Consider the following 16,534-nt stretch of genomic DNA (forward strand, 5'->3'; position numbering starts at 1 on the left):
AGAAGTCCTTGGTTTTAGGATTAAATGCGGATGCAGTATGACCATCCCGATATGCGGAGATAAGTAAAAAGTGTCCGTGAATTACTCAAAATTTCATGTTCCTATCTGTTTACTTCTTTTTGATTGAAAGAAAATAGCTAACTTTAGGCTATTGCTACCTCCATCAATAGCCGCGCCATGACTTTCTTAAAACTCTTCATCCTCTTCGTGATGATCACCATGATGCAGCATCACGGGATCATTTACCGCACCGGCTCCAAGCGCACCGCGCGCCAACCACGCGAGGTCAGGGAAGACCGCATAAAACCAAAGCCCGTGAATATGCTGGGCACGTGGCGAATCTCCGGCGTGAGCACGACCAACCCCGGAGTCGTTGAGCCCGACGGCCGACCGGTGAGGCAATATGAGCCAGGCGGCAAGCATAATATGCTGATCTCATTCTTTCCCGACAGTACTTTCACCAGAGTAGGAACAGAGGGTGAATACGCAACAGGCAAATGGGATTTCGATACTTCGGCCCATACCATTTTCCTCACCTCAAACCGGAAAACCGAAGAAATCGGCGTGTTTTTCTCCTATGCCGACAATGGAATGCGGCTGATCAATTTCGAGTTTTCGCCGAATGAAAGCGTTTCACTGATCGAGTATGGTCACAAACTGTTGCGTTTTCAGGATGATCCCTATTTTGGAAAAAACAACTGGTGGCGTGTCAAGCCCGCGCGATCGGAAAGTGAGGCCCAAATCCGTGCCAGGTTGCTCAACTATCTGGCACATACCGCATCGATCCTCAGCAGTGCGCAGGTCAGGGAGCAGGATTATATCTCCATGGAATTTTCGCAGGGAATCGTGAAGCTTTACAATGTGGGTGTTGGAGTTGTCAAGAAAGAAAAAATACCGGTAACCTGGCTGAGTTCCTTCTACTCTACTGCGGAAGCACACAAGGCCTACCACATGTTTGAGGACTACCTCTTCACCGCGAAGCATAAGCAATACAAAACCGGCAACTGGGTGCGGGATGATCACCATATTCTGGTTGATATTCACAACGGCATGAAGCGAAAATAGCAGCGGTGCAAAAAGCGCCGCTGGCGCGAAGCTCCTGCTTCATGTATACGACTCGCAGGCCTCCGGCCGGTCGATACCGGGATAGCGATTATCCTGCGGTACCGGCCGGCCGGAGGCCTGCGAATAATGGGTGCGAAGCCCGAGCTTCGCACCAGCGTTTACAAAATATAAAACTTCTCGGGCTGAAAAGCCTGTGGCACATGCTGATCCCGCATCATCTGCTTTAAATCACGCTCGATATTCCGCGAGATCGACAGCACCGGCGTGTCGGTCGGCTTGTTTTCGAACGGGTCCTGCAAATGGATCGCCATTTTTTCGATCAGGAAGAAACATGCTGTAATCACCACGAGCACTGGCACCATCAGGAAACCAAAAAGCTGAACAAGCCCAAATGGCAGCAACAGGATGAAGAAATGTAATGCTAAATGAATGTAAAGGCTGTAAGTCGACGGAAAAACCGTGTTCTTAATCCGCTCCGACTTACCCATATGGTCGCAAAGGCGGGTTAGAGTTTGATCAAGCTCCACTTGCTGATAAGGGTTTAACCAGCCTTGTTTCAGCGCATTGTTCAGATCACGGGCATGTAACTGGATCAGGCCAACGTGTTTGTTATCATAGTCTTTCAGATATTCCAGTTCTTCCTCGGAAACAAACTTGCTGATCATTGGCATCGGATCGTCCCTGCGAAGGCCTTTACCCAACCCGTAACACCATGCGATTTGCCGCTTGATCATCCGTTTCTTAAAGCCATCAATGCGTCCCGGATCGAGTGGATCCTCCATCAATGAGAGAATCTGACGCGCAAAGGTGCGGGAGTCATTCACAATAGCGCCCCAGACGATCCGGGCTTCCCACCAGCGGTCGTAAGCCTGGTTGGAGCGAAACGCGAGAAGCAGCGAAATGATCGTCCCCAGCACGCTGTGCACTGTCATCGGGATTGAAATATTGGTAATATGAAAATTCTGATAGATGACCTCAATAGCGATACCATAGATCGTCACGAACAGGATTTCATATTTGATTTTGCCAAAAATATAGCGGATCGGGATATTCTTTTTGAGAAGCATAGTTCACTGATATTTACCTTTTTCACAATCTCATCGTTAATCAAAGTGCCTTACCGGTAGCTATCCGCCAGCGACGATGCACGGACCATATCGGCGTTGATCATCGTGTAACCTGTCTTTTTCAGCACCGGCAGGGCGTCCAGACTGCTCCTGGTCAGTTTGGGAATGCCGTATTGTTCGGAGTAGGCGATGAAATCGGTTTCATAGTATTCCAGGAAATTTTTCAGAAGCGCCAGCTTGTTACCATAGAAGAAGTCGATCTTGATGCTGGATATTTCAAGATAGGTTTCTTTCAGCATCTGACATTCCTGCCAGAATTCTTCCGGAATAAGCTCATATTCCTTCTCGCGGTAGGTCGAAAAGAGCAAATCCTGTATGTCGTCCGCCACGTGGAAAAGGTGTGTAAAAATCACGCGTACCTCATCGCGAATGTCTCTCACAATACCTTCGGCAATCTGGATGCCTTCATTTGTAAAGTCGGTAGGTATCACCACTGTCTTCATATAAATGCCGTCTTTTTAAGTTAACAAAGCGTTGATAATCAATTGACAATGCAATGTTACAGCCGAGACATTAGCCCTGTTTAAGAGCTGCATTATAATGTTGTGAGAGACTTATTAGAATGAAATAAGAATATTAAAATGAGGTAAGAGCTTCTAAAAATACTTGAAAGGCAGATAGGTTGTGAAGCGCGTTCCCTCACCCACACGGCTCTGTACGTCGGCCTTCCCCTGGTGCATGCGTATGATATTGTGAGTCAGTGGCAAACCAATGCCGTAACCTTTATATCTGGCCGTGTTGGAAGCCCTGAAAAACGGCACGAATATCTGCCCTATCTCACGGTCTGGGATGCCGATGCCCTGGTCGGTGATCTCGACAATCACATATTTGTTGTCGGCGCTGATCTTGACTTTCACTGGCTTGTTGTCTGAATACTTACAACTATTGAGCACAATATTGGAAAAGGCGGCTTTCAGCAGTGCAAGGTTCCCATTTACGGTGAGCTTGCATTCGTCTTCGGGCAGGTTATCAAAATCAATAGCCACCTGGTTATCGGGGATAATGCGGTCGGCAGCCTCTTTCACCGAAAGGATCAGCTCATCGATGCGGACCTCCTCCCATTGCTCTTTTTTACCGTCAAACCCAGTCTGCGCCAGGCTGAGCATACTGTTGGTCAGGTGTTCGAGTTTTTCGACTTCCTTATAAATGTTCATAAATGAATCGCGCGCCCCAGCCGGCAAGCCTTGCATAGACATCCCCAGCTCTGCTTCGCCGCTTACGATCGTCAGGGGGGTTCTAAACTCGTGGGAAGCATTGCTGACGAAATTATTCTGCATTTCAAAAGTCACTTCCAGCCTGTCCAGCATATCATTGAAAGTCCTTGAAAGTGCCTCCACATCGTCGTCCGTAGGCTCAACCACCAACCGCTGGTGCAGATTATGCGCGTTGATCCCCTTCACATTACGGATAATGCGACGAATCGGCTTGAAGATCTCGTTGGAAAACAATTTCCCAAATGTGAATACAAAAACCATCGCGATGAAAAATCCTACGAGCAACAGGTTTTTCAGATTACCCATTTCCTGCATTCCATACGTGTCCAGTGCCGACGACACGACCATCACTTTCTGGTTGTCACGCGCAATGCGGAGTACCACGTACGAGGTATCATGATTGAAAAACCTTACCGGGATATTGTTCCGGGCTGTTTCATAGAATGACGAAGGCAACGAAAGCCGTTTTCTGGTGGCTTCATCGGGTGGGTCGGGTAGGATGCGGTGTTTCTCGTGGGGAAGGCTCCCGAGGTGACGCTCTTTAATGTCGTAATAAATAGATGTGAGCGACTTATTCTTCTGCAAAGCCGCGTGCCCGACAATATCCGAACGCACTTCAAGGCGGTGAAAAAAACTCACAGATATGCTCTCCGACGCAAAAAAGTACACGAATACACTCAATGCCAGGATAATACCCGCACACAATGCAGTGAAAATCAGGGCAATCTTACTTTGTATCTTCATACGACTGACGGATCACGTACCCCATCCCGAAAACAGTGTGTATCAGCTTGATATCATGATTTTTATCGATCTTCTTACGGAGGTAATTGATGTAGACGTCCACCACGTTTGTGCCCAGATTAAAATTAATATCCCATACATTTTCAAGGATTTCCATTCTGTTTAACACGCGGTTGGTGTTGGAAAGCAGGTATTCTAAAAGGCGGAATTCAGTAGCTGTCAGCTCGATTGGCTGCCCTCCGCGTTTAACGGTCTTCGTTACCTTGTCGAGTATGAGGTCGCCCAGCGTCAGTACTTTATCGTTTTTCTCCTTTTCGGGCTCCTTGCCCCGGCGGATCAGCGACCGAAGCCGTGCTTCCAGTTCTGCCAGTTTGAATGGCTTGGTCATATAATCGTCGGCACCCGCATCCAGACCCGACACGATGTTTTCGGTCGTTCCGAGCGCGGTGAGCATCAGGATCGGCGTCGTAACCTGCGCTTGCCGGGCTCTTCGGCAAACCTCCATGCCATTAATGATAGGGATCATCAGATCGAGGATAATCACGTCAAATTCATGTTGCAAAACCATTTGCAGGCCCGATTGGCCGTCCATAGCAACCGTAATTTCATGGCCATTGGCTGTAAGGCTGCGCTGAATCAGTGATATTACGTTCGGCTCATCTTCAATGAGCAAGAGCTTCATGGGTAGCTTGGAAAACGGCATTGCAATAGAGATTTTAACCCGTAAGGTATAAAAAAACCGCATGGCAAGATATTTTTCCGCCATTTCCGTTGGTAGGGGCATTTCAATCTGTCGGGATTCCTGTTAAATTGTCGGTGTTTTCACACGCAACGTTCCCGAACCTTGGCTACACTTCTACTACGCCCCATTAACAGACTAATAGGCTGCGCACAACGCCAGGCATTATCCGTCATATTTGTCCTTTTGGTTGCTTGCAACCTTTTTGCCGGCGACTTTAAGGTAATACTCACAGGCAATACCGCAGACTTCAAAAACCCCGCAGACATTTTTCCTATTATGGAAAACTACCTCGCCACCAAACCCGGGCCGCTGCTTTGGGTTTTCAATGGTGACGTCTTTCCCGAGCAAATGACCATCGAGCAGGTAGCCCACTGGAAAAGGAAAGCCAATGCGTTGCTCGACCGTAATCCTGAACTGCATATGCTAATGAACCAGGGCGACCGTGAGTGGCTCAGTTCGGGAAAAGCAGGCTGGCAGCGGGTAGTCGCATTGGAAAAAGCGCTGGATCGGGAAAAGCATCCGCGTTTTCAAGTCTTCTTGGGTCACGGCTGCCCCGGCCCGTGGACGGTTTCCTTCCCGATGTTGGAAGTGGTGGTGATCAATTCGCAGTGGTGGAACCACCCGCACGAAAAACCCAAACCTTCTTCGGACGCATGCACCATTGCCGACACGGATAACTTCGTGGAAGAACTGGAAGGCATCCTCGACGAAACTACCGATAAAAATATCCTGCTGCTCTCTCATTTCCCGGTTGAATCGCTGGGGAATTATGGCGGAAGGTTTTCAGCAGCTTCCTACTTCTCCCCACCCCTGGTTGGAAACGCGTTGGTGGGTTTCCGGCAAAACATCGGTACCACGCGCGATATTTCGAATACCCGCTTGGGACCGTTGTTATACAAATTGAATGATGTATTAAAGGACTACGGCTCGGTAATCCTCGCTTCGGGGCAGGAGCGGAACCAGTCCGTGGTACAGAAAGACAACAATTTTTACATCAATAGCGGCGGAATTGCCGGTGGCGCCTTTACTGCGCACAGTAGCAAAGCCGCATTAGCCTCATCGGCAGCCGGTTTTGTGGAAGTAAGTTACTCCGACAATGGGCAGGTAAGCTATCGGCATTGGGCGGTTGATGGCAGTCAGGTTTCCAAAACGGAAACCGGCCAGCTCTTCGCATCGGCCTGTGAAGCTGCCGGTAGTGGCATTAAAAATACACTCTTTCAACCCTGCAATCCTGTGATCAGGCCCTCGGACAGAATGGACACGCCACGCCCTGAGCTGGTAACCGTTGCAGCCGGCAGCGAATACGCAAGCAAGCGTTTCAAGGAAAAATGGCTGGGAAAACATTACCGCGATTCGTGGACTGTACCTGTTAAAGTTCCCTATCTCGATATGGACACAACCTTTGGCGGTCTGGTAATTGCAGGAAAAGGCGGTGGCCGGCAGACTACCTCGCTTAAACTCGTTGCGGGCAATGGAAAAGAATATGTTTTCCGTTCGGTAGACAAGGACCCTTTCCGTGCGCTCGCATATGAGCTGCGCGGGACCATCGTTTCGCAGGTGCTCAAAGATCAGACCTCTACCCAGCAACCCTACGGCGCCATGGCCGTAGCCCCATTGCTCGACAAGATTGGTATTCTGCATGCGAATCCCCGTTTGTTTGTGTTGCCCAAAGATGCTAAGCTCGGGGCATTCAGGGATCAGTACGGTAACCTTTTCGGTATGCTCGAAGAGCGGCCTACCGACAAGATCGAAAAAACCAAAGTGTTTGCAGGCGCCAAAGACATCGAGAAGAGTTTTAAATTGTTTAATAAACTATACCACGACCACGACAACCGAGTAGACAAACACGAATTCGCGCGGGCACGCATGTTCGACCTCTGGATCGGTGATTGGAGCAAACACGAAGACAACTGGAAGTGGGCAGGATACAAAACAGCGGAAGGGGAGCTGTACCGCCCTATCCCGCGCGATCGCGACCATGCATTTTCGCGCTGGGACGGCATTATCCCGTGGCTCGCCGACCGGGAATGGGGTATGCCAAACGGGGAAAACTTCGCAGAACGCATCAGAGGCCTCCGCAGCCTCATGTGGCAAGCGCGCCACCTTGATCGCTTCGTAGGCAGTGAGCTAAGCAAGACTGATTGGCTGAATGCCGCCAAAGAGATCCAGGACGCCATTAAAGAACAGGACATTACCGCCGCTGTGCATAATATGCCTTCGGAAATCTATGAAAAGGATGGCCGTGAAATCGAGCAAAAGCTAAAAGCCCGCATCGGAGACCTTCAAAAATATGCTGCCGGATATTACACGCTGCTTGCCAGGGAAGTTGACGTTGTAGGCTCCAACAAAGCGGAATATTTTAAAGTAATGCGCGAAAATAATGGGCAGGTAAAGGTGTCTGTCTATGATGTTTCGAAACAAAGCCGGCAGGCCGACACTTCTAAAATCTATTACCAGCGCATTTTCGACCCTGCCGAAACCCGGGAGATCAGGCTGAATGGTCTGGGCGGCGATGATATTTTCGATATTCAGGGAAAATCGGAGCGATCGATTCTGATCCGGATCATCAGCGGCGGCGGCGATGATTACATTTCCGACCAATCCGATGTCCGAAGAGGCGGCAAACGGACGCTTGTTTATGAAAAAGACCCAAACCCAAGCCATGTGCTCGGTGCCGAGGCGCAGGAAATGAAACCGGTCGACGAGCGCTATTATGAATATGACCGCAATGCATTTAAATACAACACTTACCTGCCAGTGGCATTGCTTACTTACAACCCATTTACAGGGTTTGCCGTCCATGGCGGCATTACATTCACTCGCCAGCGCTTTGGTAAGCCCGATTTTGCCTCGAAACACTCGCTCAGCGCGTCGGTGAGTGTGAAAGGAAATTATGAGTTCGCCTACAACAATCAGTTCCGGCAATTACTGGGCAAATGGGACGGAATTTCTCAAATTGCGCTCTCACGACCGCTCAACTACAACTTCTTTTTCGGAGTAGGTAACAACACACCCAAAAACAACGATTTGCCGTCTAACTACTATCGCGCCCAATACAACTCGTTTGGCGTTTCTGCCGGCCTGCTCCGCCAGTTCTGGAAGCAAAGCAAAATTGAAGTGACGGCCAGCTACGAGCTCGATGAAGGCATTCAAAGGAGCAACAGCTACCTCTCCGACCACTCCGAAATTTTCGGCACCGAACAGTTGCATTTACTATTCGCGAAAGGCATTCTTAACCTCGATTTCCGCGACCGCACCGCATTACCCGAGCGTGGCTTCCGCATTCAACTGACCCAGCAGGCCGGCCACGTTTCACAATCCAGGAACGATCTGGCATCCATTTCAGAGGTTGAAATGGAGCAATACCTTTCGACACACAGCAAAAACCCGCTCACATTAGGCCTGCGCTTGGGAGGCGGCATAGCGAAAGGACAGCTGCCATTCTACAAACTATTCTCGCTCGGGCAGCTCAACGACCTGCGCGGATTCAAACGTAACCGCTTCACCGGCGAATCAAAAGGCTTTCTCAACACCGAACTACGTTGGCAGCTCACCGAAACCCGGAATACTTTCATCCCACTCAAAATGGGCGTGCGGGCATTTTATGACGTAGGAAGAGTTTGGGCCAAAAACGACCAGGACAGCGCAAACTACTGGCATCAGGGCTACGGCGGCGGGTTATACATCACCCCCTTCCGCGAGCAATTCGCATTCAACATCAGCGCGGGAACATCCAAAGAAGAATCCTTACTGCTGATGATCTCCATCGGAAGCTTTTTCAGATAGGATGGTGCAAAGCTCCGGCTTCGTCCCCGCTATTACTAGGCCTCCGGCCGACTAACGCTTCCGCTTCCGATTCTCCACATAATCCTTCACCGCCTCCCGTATAGTATACCCAAACATTCCCCTCCTTGTAAGCATCAATCTTCCCCTGCCGCGCCAACAGGCTCACATACGTATTTCTAATTTTTGATCCTATCCGATATTAAGCACCACAAAAAAAGGGAGAAAATTTTCCCCCTTTTTAAAACCATCAATCAATCTTAACCGAACCTATGAGGTTCAATCACTTACTTCGTAGTTACACTTTTCAATTGGAGGCCTACGATAGCGGCTTTCTGCGCTGCGCTATGGTTATTGGTGTCAGGCGTATTTTTCACTTTTTGCGGTGCCGGGCTGTCCAATACTGGTGCCGAAGCAGGCAATGTGTTGTTAACAACAGCTACTTTGATTTTCTCTTCAACTGTATATGTAGAATTGTTGTTGGCATAAGCTGCGCTAGTTAATGCTATCAAAGCAACGGCTAGCAGATTTTTTGCATTTTTCATTGGTAATAGTGTTTTGTGTTTTTACTTGTGTTCGTCATCGTATTTCGAGTACAAATATAATACAATATTCTGAAAACAAACTTTCAAGGCACTCTACAACAAAATAATACAATACAAAAATGGGCCACAAATCTACCTTTACTGCATTTTAATTATATAATTATTTAAAGATTTCAAATCCAAAAAACACCAAATTTTCATTTTTTCACCCTGATAAGATTTTGTCCCGGTGAGCGCTTATATTACCTTATTGTTAAGCGATATTAAACACCTCGATTTTATTCTAAGCCAAACACGAAAAACCAAATTATCTTTGGAGTGGATTCTACCAACACACAAAATCACCGTAGAATTGCCCCATAGAAACCAGAAACCGCGAAATTTTTTTTATTTTTTTTTGAAATTTTTTCCCGGGGATTGATTATTCGGTCAAAATCCTTGCGCCAGGGACTGCGAGACGTTTGGCAAATGGGCAAATCGCTGGTCTGCGGGCGGGAAGTTCGGACAAAAATAACCATCTTTGCACCCCTCATAAAGTAACGGGAACAGACACACCGGTCGGGCGAAAAGACGGCCGCGGAGAGAGAACTATGAAAGTTTGCATTGCGGAAAAACCCAGCGTAGCCAAAGATATTGCAGCAGTAATCGGCGCAAGCCAGCGTCGCGATGGCTATTATGAGGGCAATGGCTATCAGGTGACCTGGACTTTCGGCCATTTCTGCACATTGAAAGAACCGCACGACTATACCGAGCGCTGGAAATCATGGCGACTGGAAGATTTGCCGATGATCCCGTCCAGCTTCGGAATCAAGCTCATAGATAACGAAGGCGCAATGCGGCAGTTCGGTGTGATCGAAAAGCTGGTGCGCGAATGCGAAGAGGTGATCAACTGCGGTGATGCGGGCCAGGAAGGCGAGCTGATCCAGCGCTGGGTTTTGCTTAAAGCGAAATGCACCGTGCCCGTCAAACGGCTATGGATCTCATCGCTCACCGAGCAGGCTATCCGCGAGGGCTTCGATAAACTCCGCGAAGGCAGCCAGTACGACAACCTGTATGCAGCCGGCAGCGCCCGTGCCATCGGCGATTGGCTGCTGGGAATGAACGCGACGCGCCTTTTTACCAAAAAATTTGGCGGAGGAAAGGCCGTACTCTCCATCGGTCGTGTGCAAACCCCTACCCTGGCATTGATCGTGCAACGGCAGAAGGAAATCGACGCGTTTATTTCAGAGGAATATTGGGAGCTAAAAACCATTTACCGGGAAACCGAATTTACCGCGACAATCGACCGCATTAAAAACGTAGAAAAAGCCAACAAGGGTCTTGCCTACCTGCAACAGCATGATTTTGAAATAACAGCATTTGAAAAAAAGGAGGGAAAAGAAGGCAATCCAAGGCTTTTTGACCTTACTTCATTGCAGGTGGAAGCCAACAAAAAGTACGGCTACTCCGCGGAGGACACTTTGAAACACATTCAAAACCTCTACGAAAAGAAATTCGTCACTTACCCACGGGTTGACACCACCTATCTTTCGGAAGATTTACACCCGAAAGTAGAAGGCATACTGCGCGAACTAACCTATTACGCCCAGTTTACCGCTCCGCTCCTTGCCAACCTGCCAATACCGAAATCAAAGAACGTTTTCGATGACAAGAAGGTAACCGACCACCACGCCATTATTCCGACCGGCGTACTGCCTGCACATATCAGTATAGATGAAAAGCGCATTTACGATTTGATTGCAAGGCGCTTTATAGCTGTTTTCTATCCCGAATGCAAGGTTTCAAATACCACAGTACTCGGAATGGTCGGCCAGGTGGAATTTAAGGCTACGGGCAAGCAAATCCTCGAACTGGGCTGGCGGGAATTGTATGTGAACGATCATGCAGCGAAAAAAGAGGCCGAAGAAGAAAAAGTAATGCCAATTTTCGAAGTAGGCGAACGCGGCCCGCACGAGCCGCGCGTTCACCAGGGCAAGACCTCCCCGCCAAAAGCCTACACCGAAGCGACCTTGCTGCGCGCAATGGAAACCGCCGGTAAACAGGTCGAAGATGAGGAGATGCGCGAATTAATGAAGGACAATGGCATCGGCCGCCCTTCTACGCGCGCCAATATCATCGAGACGCTCTTTAAGCGTAAATACATAGAGAAAAAGAAAAAGAATGTCTTTGCGACCCAAACCGGCATCGATCTGATCGACACCATTCAGAACGAGTTGCTTAAAAGTGCCGAGCTCACCGGCAACTGGGAGCGTAAGCTCCGCCTGATCGAAAAGGGTGAATATGCGATGGACACTTTCAAACAGGAGTTGATCGAGATGGTAGTAAAGCTCACCCACGAAGTCAAGAATGAACGTGCACGATCGATTACCATTATTGAAGAAACACCGGTTGCCGAGACGGAAGATAAGCCCAAAAAAGAGCGCAAACCACGTGAGCCGAAAGAAGAAGTTTCGATTGAAGCACTCAATTGCCCCAAATGCAGGGAACATTTGCTAAAGAAAGGCAAGACAGCCTACGGATGCAGCAACTTCCAAGTGTGCGGTTTTAAAATACCCTTCGAATTTCTTGGCAAAAAACTGACTGACAAACACGTCTTCGATCTGCTAAGCAAAGGCAAAACGGCCAAAATCAAAGGCCTTCAAATCCCCGGGAACCCCGATCCTACCGACGCGCGGCTGGTTATGAACGGAGATTTCAATTTTGAAGTAGGATAAGGTCTACATCGGGTTGTTGCTCGTCTCTACGTAAGGTAAATGGAAAGTAATGCCCGAAATCTGGCATAGTGCCAAAAACTCTGACAAGTTTGGCATTACGCCCCGATTAAGGATCCTCTCGGAGGATTTTCGGGAAATACCCACCTCTTCCAACGCGTCTGCCAGATCGATCCCCTTCACCTTAACAATTTCCTGAATGTCGGCTACCAATTCCTTTGCCCGCGTTTCAAATACTGTCGTTTCCATTTTGTTGATGATAGTTGGTTTTGTTATGAAAAGAATAAAACCATGCCAAACATTTGTGCTAACGGTCTTTTCAAACTTATGGCCCGACATTTGCTTTGTGAAAAATGAGTAAGATATATATTCACCTTTCCTTGAATGAAAACCTCATTCGACAGTTCTTGCGAAGTGACCTTTAACTAAAAATCAATATGCGTAATGATCATCGATATGCCGGCAAATTCAGGATCGGTAGAGAAATAGAAGTCAACAGGCTGGGTTACGGCGGCATGCAACTCACCGGCAAGGGAGTTTGGGGAGATGCGCCCGACCGCGAAAATGCAAAGAACGTACTTCGTGCCGCGCTCGATGCCGGCGTTAATTTCATCGACACCGCCGATTCTTACGGCCCTCACACCAACGAAACACTGATCGCCGACGCGCTTTTCCCCTATCCGCAAGATCTGCTGATCGCCACGAAAGGCGGGTTCGAACGCACCGGACCCAACCAGTGGCGTGTCAACGGAAATCCCGAACATATCAGGCAGGCCATCGAAGGAAGCCTCAAAAGGTTGAAAAGGGACGTGATCGATCTGTGGCAACTACACCGGATCGATTCGCGTTTCCCGGTCGAGGAAACGCTCGGGCCTGTGGTGGATGCCGTGAAAGCGGGCAAGATCCGGTATGTAGGATTGTCGGAAGTGGATGTGGAGCAGATCAAACTTGCGGAAAAGACCGTGCCGATTGTGTCGATTCAAAACCTGTATAATCTGGGTAACCGGCAGTGGGAAAACGTACTCGATTACACTATTGAGCGCGGAATGGCATTCATCCCCTGGTACCCGCTCGCATCCGGGCCCGAAAAGTTGAAGACTAAAATCTCCGGCATTGCCGGTAGGCACAACGCCACAACCGCTCAAATTGCATTGGCATGGCTATTGAAACGCGCCCCGAATATCCTGCTGATCCCGGGCACAAGCTCGCTGCAACATTTGGAAGAGAACATGCAGGGAGGAAATATTCAGCTGTCTGACGAAGATTTCAAAGCATTGTCCTGATCATGAACGACTACCAAAATAAAGTGGTAATCGTGACCGGCGCCGGAAACGGAATCGGCAGCGTTGTTGCCACACATTATGCTCGGCGAGGCGCTGCGGTCGCGCTATGGGACCGTGACCCGAAAGGACTGCAGACTGTGCAGGAAGCATTGGAAAAGGAAGGTATCAAAACGCTTTCCCACGCCATCGATCTGACTAATCCCGATGAAATCGTCACCGGTATACGAAAGATAAAAGAATCGCTGGGAAGGATCGATGTGCTGATCAACAATGCAGGTTTGGGGCGTACAAAGTCGCCTTATGAGCTTGCCGTCGACGATTGGGATTACGTGCTGAATACCAATTTGCGGGGCGCATTTCTGTGCTCGCGGGAAGCAGCCGGCATCATGCGCGCGCAAGGCAAGGGCGCGATCGTGAACATTGCGTCCACGCGCGCGCTCATGTCCGAGCCCAACACGGAGGCGTATGCGGCTTCAAAGGGCGGGATTCTGGCATTAACACACGCTCTGGCGATCTCCCTCGGCCCCGACCGCATTACCGTGAATGCGATCAGCCCCGGATGGATCGAAACCGGCGATTACAGCCAGCTAAAAACCTCGGACCACGCGCAACATCCGGCAGGCCGCGTTGGCAGGCCCGATGACATTGCGCGAGCCTGTATTTACCTCACCGACCCAGACAATGATTTCATCACCGGCGCCAATCTGATCGTCGACGGCGGTATGACGCGCAAAATGATTTACGAAGAATAGCTACTTTTCAATCTTTTTTAGCTCGCTGTCCAGGAAGCTTTTAGGCAGCCATTTGGTGCCGATCATGACGCCTTCGATCGTTTTGGTATTGCCAATATTTTCAAGTGGGTTTGCGGCAAGCAGCACCAGGTCCGACACATTACCGGCTTTGATAGAGCCTGAATTCGTTTTGTTTAAATAACTGGCGACGTTCACTGTCCCTGTTTTCAATGCCTCGTAGGGTGTCAGTCCGGCGTCGACCAGGTATTTCAATTCATGGTGAGTCGCAAAACCCGGCACATTCAGTACCTGAGGGGCGTCGCAGCCGAGCATCAGCTGTACTCCTCCCTTCTGGCAGGCCAGGATCAGTTTGCGGCGGATGGCTACAAATGCCTCTGCCCGTTCTTTATTGAATTTGGGATTGTTCACATAACTGCTTTTCGCATTCAGCCAATTTTTCTTTTCGTCGGACGTCATATACTTCCATTCCGGAGCGTTTTCGTAGGCTGATGCTGGCTGCGGCGAAAGCCAGCGTTCGGCAATGGCTTGCGTAGGCACCACGCGGATGTTTTTGTCCTTCAAGCCTTTGATCAGCTTCGGAATGCGGGTGGTATCGGCCGCATAGGCTATCCAGGTGCCAAAAAGACCCGTTTCCTGTTCAGCCAGCGTGTCTGTACCGGGCACGATGGCTTCCACAAATCCATCGAGGTGATCAATAGAGGAATAGCCCGCATCGATTGCGGCCCAAACTCCAACAGCGAATGAAACGTGTCCAACCATGCCGATACCCAGCTCTTTGGATGTTCTGGCAATGCCGGGGAAAGTTTCTTTGGTAAGTCCCGGAAGCAATTTCAGGTAGTCGTAACCGGCCGCTTTTTCTTCTTTCACCATTTCAATTCCCCGCGCGGCCGTTTTGACGGTCTGCCCGGAGAATGCCGGGCCGGTAGTGTAGAAATTGGGTCCCAGCACTTCCCCGCTCCGCACTTTTTCCCGTAGTTCGAGATGTTTCGCATTACCCAGCATTCCGCGGATCGTCGTAATGCCATTGGCCAGGTAAAGCGTCAGCACATCCTTCATCGGTCCAAAATCGTCGATAGCAGGCACGTGGGCATGCATTTCCGACCAGCCAGGCACGAGATATTTGCCTTTGGCGTCCACTACTAATGCATTTGCGCTCGTTTTTGTACTACTGCCGATGGAAACAATCTTTCCGTTCCTGACCACCACGGTTTGACCTTTCAAAACCGTCTCGCGGTCCATCGGGATCACATTCACCGACTTGAAAACAATATCGCGGTCGACATTGCTGACGGGTCCCTGCGCAAACGCAGCCTGAGTACCCATTAACCCGAAGATGAAGATTAGTCTGCGTACCATAGTTTGTGAAGTGTTTATAAAATGGTCAGGAACGGGATAGTTGCATTAGCTCACCACCGAAACGTTCTGGGCGTTTTTCTGCGCTTTCAGGCACAACTCCGTCGCCAGAAAACAATGCTCCTGCGACATAGCCGTTTCGGTACGGTTCAGCACATCGTCCACAAGTTGGCGGCCGTAAGGCAGTTCCACCTTGCTGCAATCGACGTAGGTCGTTTCTTTGTTGTTCACCACAAAGAGGTGGTTTCCGCCTTCCCGACCACCGATATCGATATTCTTGCGAATCTCGATAAATCCTTCCGTTCCGAGCACGGTAAGACGTCCGTCGCCCCAGGTTTTAAGGCCATCAGGGGTGAACCAGTCAACGCGGATGTAGCCCGAGCCTCCATTACCGCGCAGCATCGCATCACCAAAATCCTCAAATTTAGGATACTGCGGGTGATTTACATTACCTACTTGCGAGGCTACTACCTGCGCTTTGGTGGAATTGGTAAAAAACAAATACTGGTCAAACTGGTGCGAGGCAATGTCGCATATGATACCGCCGAAGCGCTTTTTGTCAAAAAACCACTCAGGGCGCGTGTTGGCATTCATCCGGTGCGGGCCGAGGCCGATCGTTTGGACGACTTTACCGATGATACCCTCTTTGATAAGCTCGCCAGCTTTCACCGTCGCGCGGTTTTCGAGCCGCTCGCTGTACATGATTGAGTAAATGCGCTTGGTTTCCTTCTGCACTTTGCGCACTTCTGCGAGCTGTTCGAGGGTGGTAAGGCCTGGTTTGTCTACCATATAATCCTTACCCGCCTTCATCACGCGCACGCCCAGGGGTCCGCGCTCGTCGGGTATTCCCGAGCTAAGCACGAGCTGAATCGATTTATCGTCCAGGATTTCCGCTTCCGACTTGGCTTGTTTTGCGTCCGGGTAGCGTTTGGCAAACGCCGCTGTGAGATCGGCTTCTTTGGCAAAAAACGAAACCAGCTCTCCGCCGCCCCGCGTTACGGCTTCCACTTGCCCGTAAATATGCCCGTGGTTCATGCCAATCACCGCAAATTTGATACGCGGAGGCATTGCCAGCGCAAAAGGCTGGTCGGCTAAGACGGTCTTGATCGACCCGTAGGCATTAGGGGTCAGTTGCGGAAACATCGCCAGGCCGGCGGCTGAATAAAGCGAATTGCGCAGGAAGTCACGGCGATTGTCCTGTTGGTCTCTCATTGC

General features: G+C 49.7%; 13 protein-coding genes. 5 read left to right on the forward strand and 8 right to left on the reverse strand.

What is annotated here, in order from left to right; all coding sequences use genetic code 11:
* Positions 1–177 precede the first annotated feature (177 nt).
* Positions 178–1,065, forward strand: coding sequence for a hypothetical protein (locus ACTJJJ_RS09100; protein ID WP_229221238.1), 888 nt, complete (start codon positions 178–180; stop codon positions 1,063–1,065).
* 158 nt (positions 1,066–1,223) lie between these two features.
* On the opposite strand, the gene ACTJJJ_RS09105 is transcribed toward ACTJJJ_RS09100, so the two are convergent.
* From ACTJJJ_RS09105 to ACTJJJ_RS09120, 4 genes are all read right to left on the reverse strand, one after another.
* Positions 1,224–2,132 carry a bestrophin family protein gene (locus ACTJJJ_RS09105; protein WP_188928383.1) on the reverse strand — a complete coding sequence of 303 codons (909 nt, stop codon included), beginning with the start codon at positions 2,130–2,132 and terminating at the stop codon, positions 1,224–1,226.
* 50 nt (positions 2,133–2,182) lie between these two features.
* Positions 2,183–2,635 carry a hypothetical protein gene (locus tag ACTJJJ_RS09110; protein WP_188928381.1) on the reverse strand — a complete coding sequence of 151 codons (453 nt, stop codon included), beginning with the start codon at positions 2,633–2,635 and terminating at the stop codon, positions 2,183–2,185.
* A gap of 153 nt (positions 2,636–2,788) precedes the next feature.
* On the reverse strand, positions 2,789–4,150 hold the full coding sequence (locus ACTJJJ_RS09115) for a HAMP domain-containing sensor histidine kinase (RefSeq protein ID WP_188928379.1): 1,362 nt from the start codon (positions 4,148–4,150) through the stop codon (positions 2,789–2,791).
* On the reverse strand, positions 4,134–4,832 hold the full coding sequence (locus ACTJJJ_RS09120) for a response regulator transcription factor (RefSeq protein WP_188932091.1): 699 nt from the start codon (positions 4,830–4,832) through the stop codon (positions 4,134–4,136). The genes ACTJJJ_RS09115 and ACTJJJ_RS09120 overlap by 17 nt, the downstream gene beginning before the upstream one ends.
* Before the next feature lie 162 nt (positions 4,833–4,994).
* Here ACTJJJ_RS09120 and ACTJJJ_RS09125 point away from each other — a divergent pair, with 162 nt between their 5' ends.
* Positions 4,995–8,678, forward strand: coding sequence for a BamA/TamA family outer membrane protein (locus ACTJJJ_RS09125; protein WP_229221236.1), 3,684 nt, complete (start codon positions 4,995–4,997; stop codon positions 8,676–8,678).
* 284 nt (positions 8,679–8,962) lie between these two features.
* On the opposite strand, the gene ACTJJJ_RS09130 is transcribed toward ACTJJJ_RS09125, so the two are convergent.
* Positions 8,963–9,220, reverse strand: a complete 258-nt coding sequence (locus ACTJJJ_RS09130; RefSeq protein ID WP_188928377.1) for a hypothetical protein — start codon at positions 9,218–9,220, stop codon at positions 8,963–8,965.
* Positions 9,221–9,810: 590 nt separating this feature from the next.
* Between ACTJJJ_RS09130 and ACTJJJ_RS09135 the strand changes: the two genes are divergently transcribed.
* Positions 9,811–11,934, forward strand: a complete 2,124-nt coding sequence (locus tag ACTJJJ_RS09135) for a type IA DNA topoisomerase (RefSeq protein WP_188928375.1) — start codon at positions 9,811–9,813, stop codon at positions 11,932–11,934.
* A 3-nt stretch (positions 11,935–11,937) separates the two neighbouring features.
* Here ACTJJJ_RS09135 and ACTJJJ_RS09140 read toward each other — a convergent pair whose 3' ends face one another.
* On the reverse strand, positions 11,938–12,180 hold the full coding sequence (locus tag ACTJJJ_RS09140; RefSeq protein ID WP_188928373.1) for a transcriptional regulator: 243 nt from the start codon (positions 12,178–12,180) through the stop codon (positions 11,938–11,940).
* 188 nt (positions 12,181–12,368) lie between these two features.
* Between ACTJJJ_RS09140 and ACTJJJ_RS09145 the strand changes: the two genes are divergently transcribed.
* Together ACTJJJ_RS09145 and ACTJJJ_RS09150 are read left to right on the forward strand one after the other, a co-directional pair.
* Entirely contained in the window at positions 12,369–13,214 is an 846-nt protein-coding gene (locus tag ACTJJJ_RS09145) for an aldo/keto reductase (protein ID WP_188928371.1), read from the forward strand.
* A 2-nt stretch (positions 13,215–13,216) separates the two neighbouring features.
* On the forward strand, positions 13,217–13,966 hold the full coding sequence (locus ACTJJJ_RS09150; protein ID WP_188928369.1) for an SDR family NAD(P)-dependent oxidoreductase: 750 nt from the start codon (positions 13,217–13,219) through the stop codon (positions 13,964–13,966).
* Here ACTJJJ_RS09150 and ACTJJJ_RS09155 read toward each other — a convergent pair whose 3' ends face one another.
* Both ACTJJJ_RS09155 and ACTJJJ_RS09160 read right to left on the reverse strand, forming a co-directional pair.
* Positions 13,967–15,322, reverse strand: a complete 1,356-nt coding sequence (locus ACTJJJ_RS09155; protein ID WP_426294014.1) for an amidohydrolase family protein — start codon at positions 15,320–15,322, stop codon at positions 13,967–13,969. It lies immediately after the preceding gene.
* 45 nt (positions 15,323–15,367) lie between these two features.
* Positions 15,368–16,531 carry a Gfo/Idh/MocA family protein gene (locus tag ACTJJJ_RS09160; protein ID WP_188928365.1) on the reverse strand — a complete coding sequence of 388 codons (1,164 nt, stop codon included), beginning with the start codon at positions 16,529–16,531 and terminating at the stop codon, positions 15,368–15,370.
* Positions 16,532–16,534: the final 3 nt, after the last annotated feature.

Origin of the sequence: Dyadobacter sp. 22481 (genome assembly GCF_052044875.1) — a bacterium.
GTDB classification, from domain to species: domain Bacteria; phylum Bacteroidota; class Bacteroidia; order Cytophagales; family Spirosomataceae; genus Dyadobacter; species Dyadobacter endophyticus.

Excerpts from the sequence above, each read along its gene's own strand:
- ACTJJJ_RS09135 (WP_188928375.1), top strand. The coding sequence starts at position 9,811 with ATGAAAGTTTGCATTGCGGAAAAACCCAGCGTAGCCAAAGATATTGCA.
- ACTJJJ_RS09150 (WP_188928369.1), top strand. The coding sequence starts at position 13,217 with ATGAACGACTACCAAAATAAAGTGGTAATCGTGACCGGCGCCGGAAAC.
- ACTJJJ_RS09130 (WP_188928377.1), bottom strand. The coding sequence starts at position 9,220 with ATGAAAAATGCAAAAAATCTGCTAGCCGTTGCTTTGATAGCATTAACT.
- ACTJJJ_RS09110 (WP_188928381.1), bottom strand. The coding sequence starts at position 2,635 with ATGAAGACAGTGGTGATACCTACCGACTTTACAAATGAAGGCATCCAG.
- ACTJJJ_RS09160 (WP_188928365.1), bottom strand. The coding sequence starts at position 16,531 with ATGAGAGACCAACAGGACAATCGCCGTGACTTCCTGCGCAATTCGCTT.
- ACTJJJ_RS09145 (WP_188928371.1), top strand. The coding sequence starts at position 12,369 with ATGCGTAATGATCATCGATATGCCGGCAAATTCAGGATCGGTAGAGAA.
- ACTJJJ_RS09115 (WP_188928379.1), bottom strand. The coding sequence starts at position 4,150 with ATGAAGATACAAAGTAAGATTGCCCTGATTTTCACTGCATTGTGTGCG.
- ACTJJJ_RS09155 (WP_426294014.1), bottom strand. The coding sequence starts at position 15,322 with ATGGTACGCAGACTAATCTTCATCTTCGGGTTAATGGGTACTCAGGCT.
- ACTJJJ_RS09140 (WP_188928373.1), bottom strand. The coding sequence starts at position 12,180 with ATGGAAACGACAGTATTTGAAACGCGGGCAAAGGAATTGGTAGCCGAC.
- ACTJJJ_RS09120 (WP_188932091.1), bottom strand. The coding sequence starts at position 4,832 with ATGAAGCTCTTGCTCATTGAAGATGAGCCGAACGTAATATCACTGATT.
- ACTJJJ_RS09100 (WP_229221238.1), top strand. The coding sequence starts at position 178 with ATGACTTTCTTAAAACTCTTCATCCTCTTCGTGATGATCACCATGATG.
- ACTJJJ_RS09105 (WP_188928383.1), bottom strand. The coding sequence starts at position 2,132 with ATGCTTCTCAAAAAGAATATCCCGATCCGCTATATTTTTGGCAAAATC.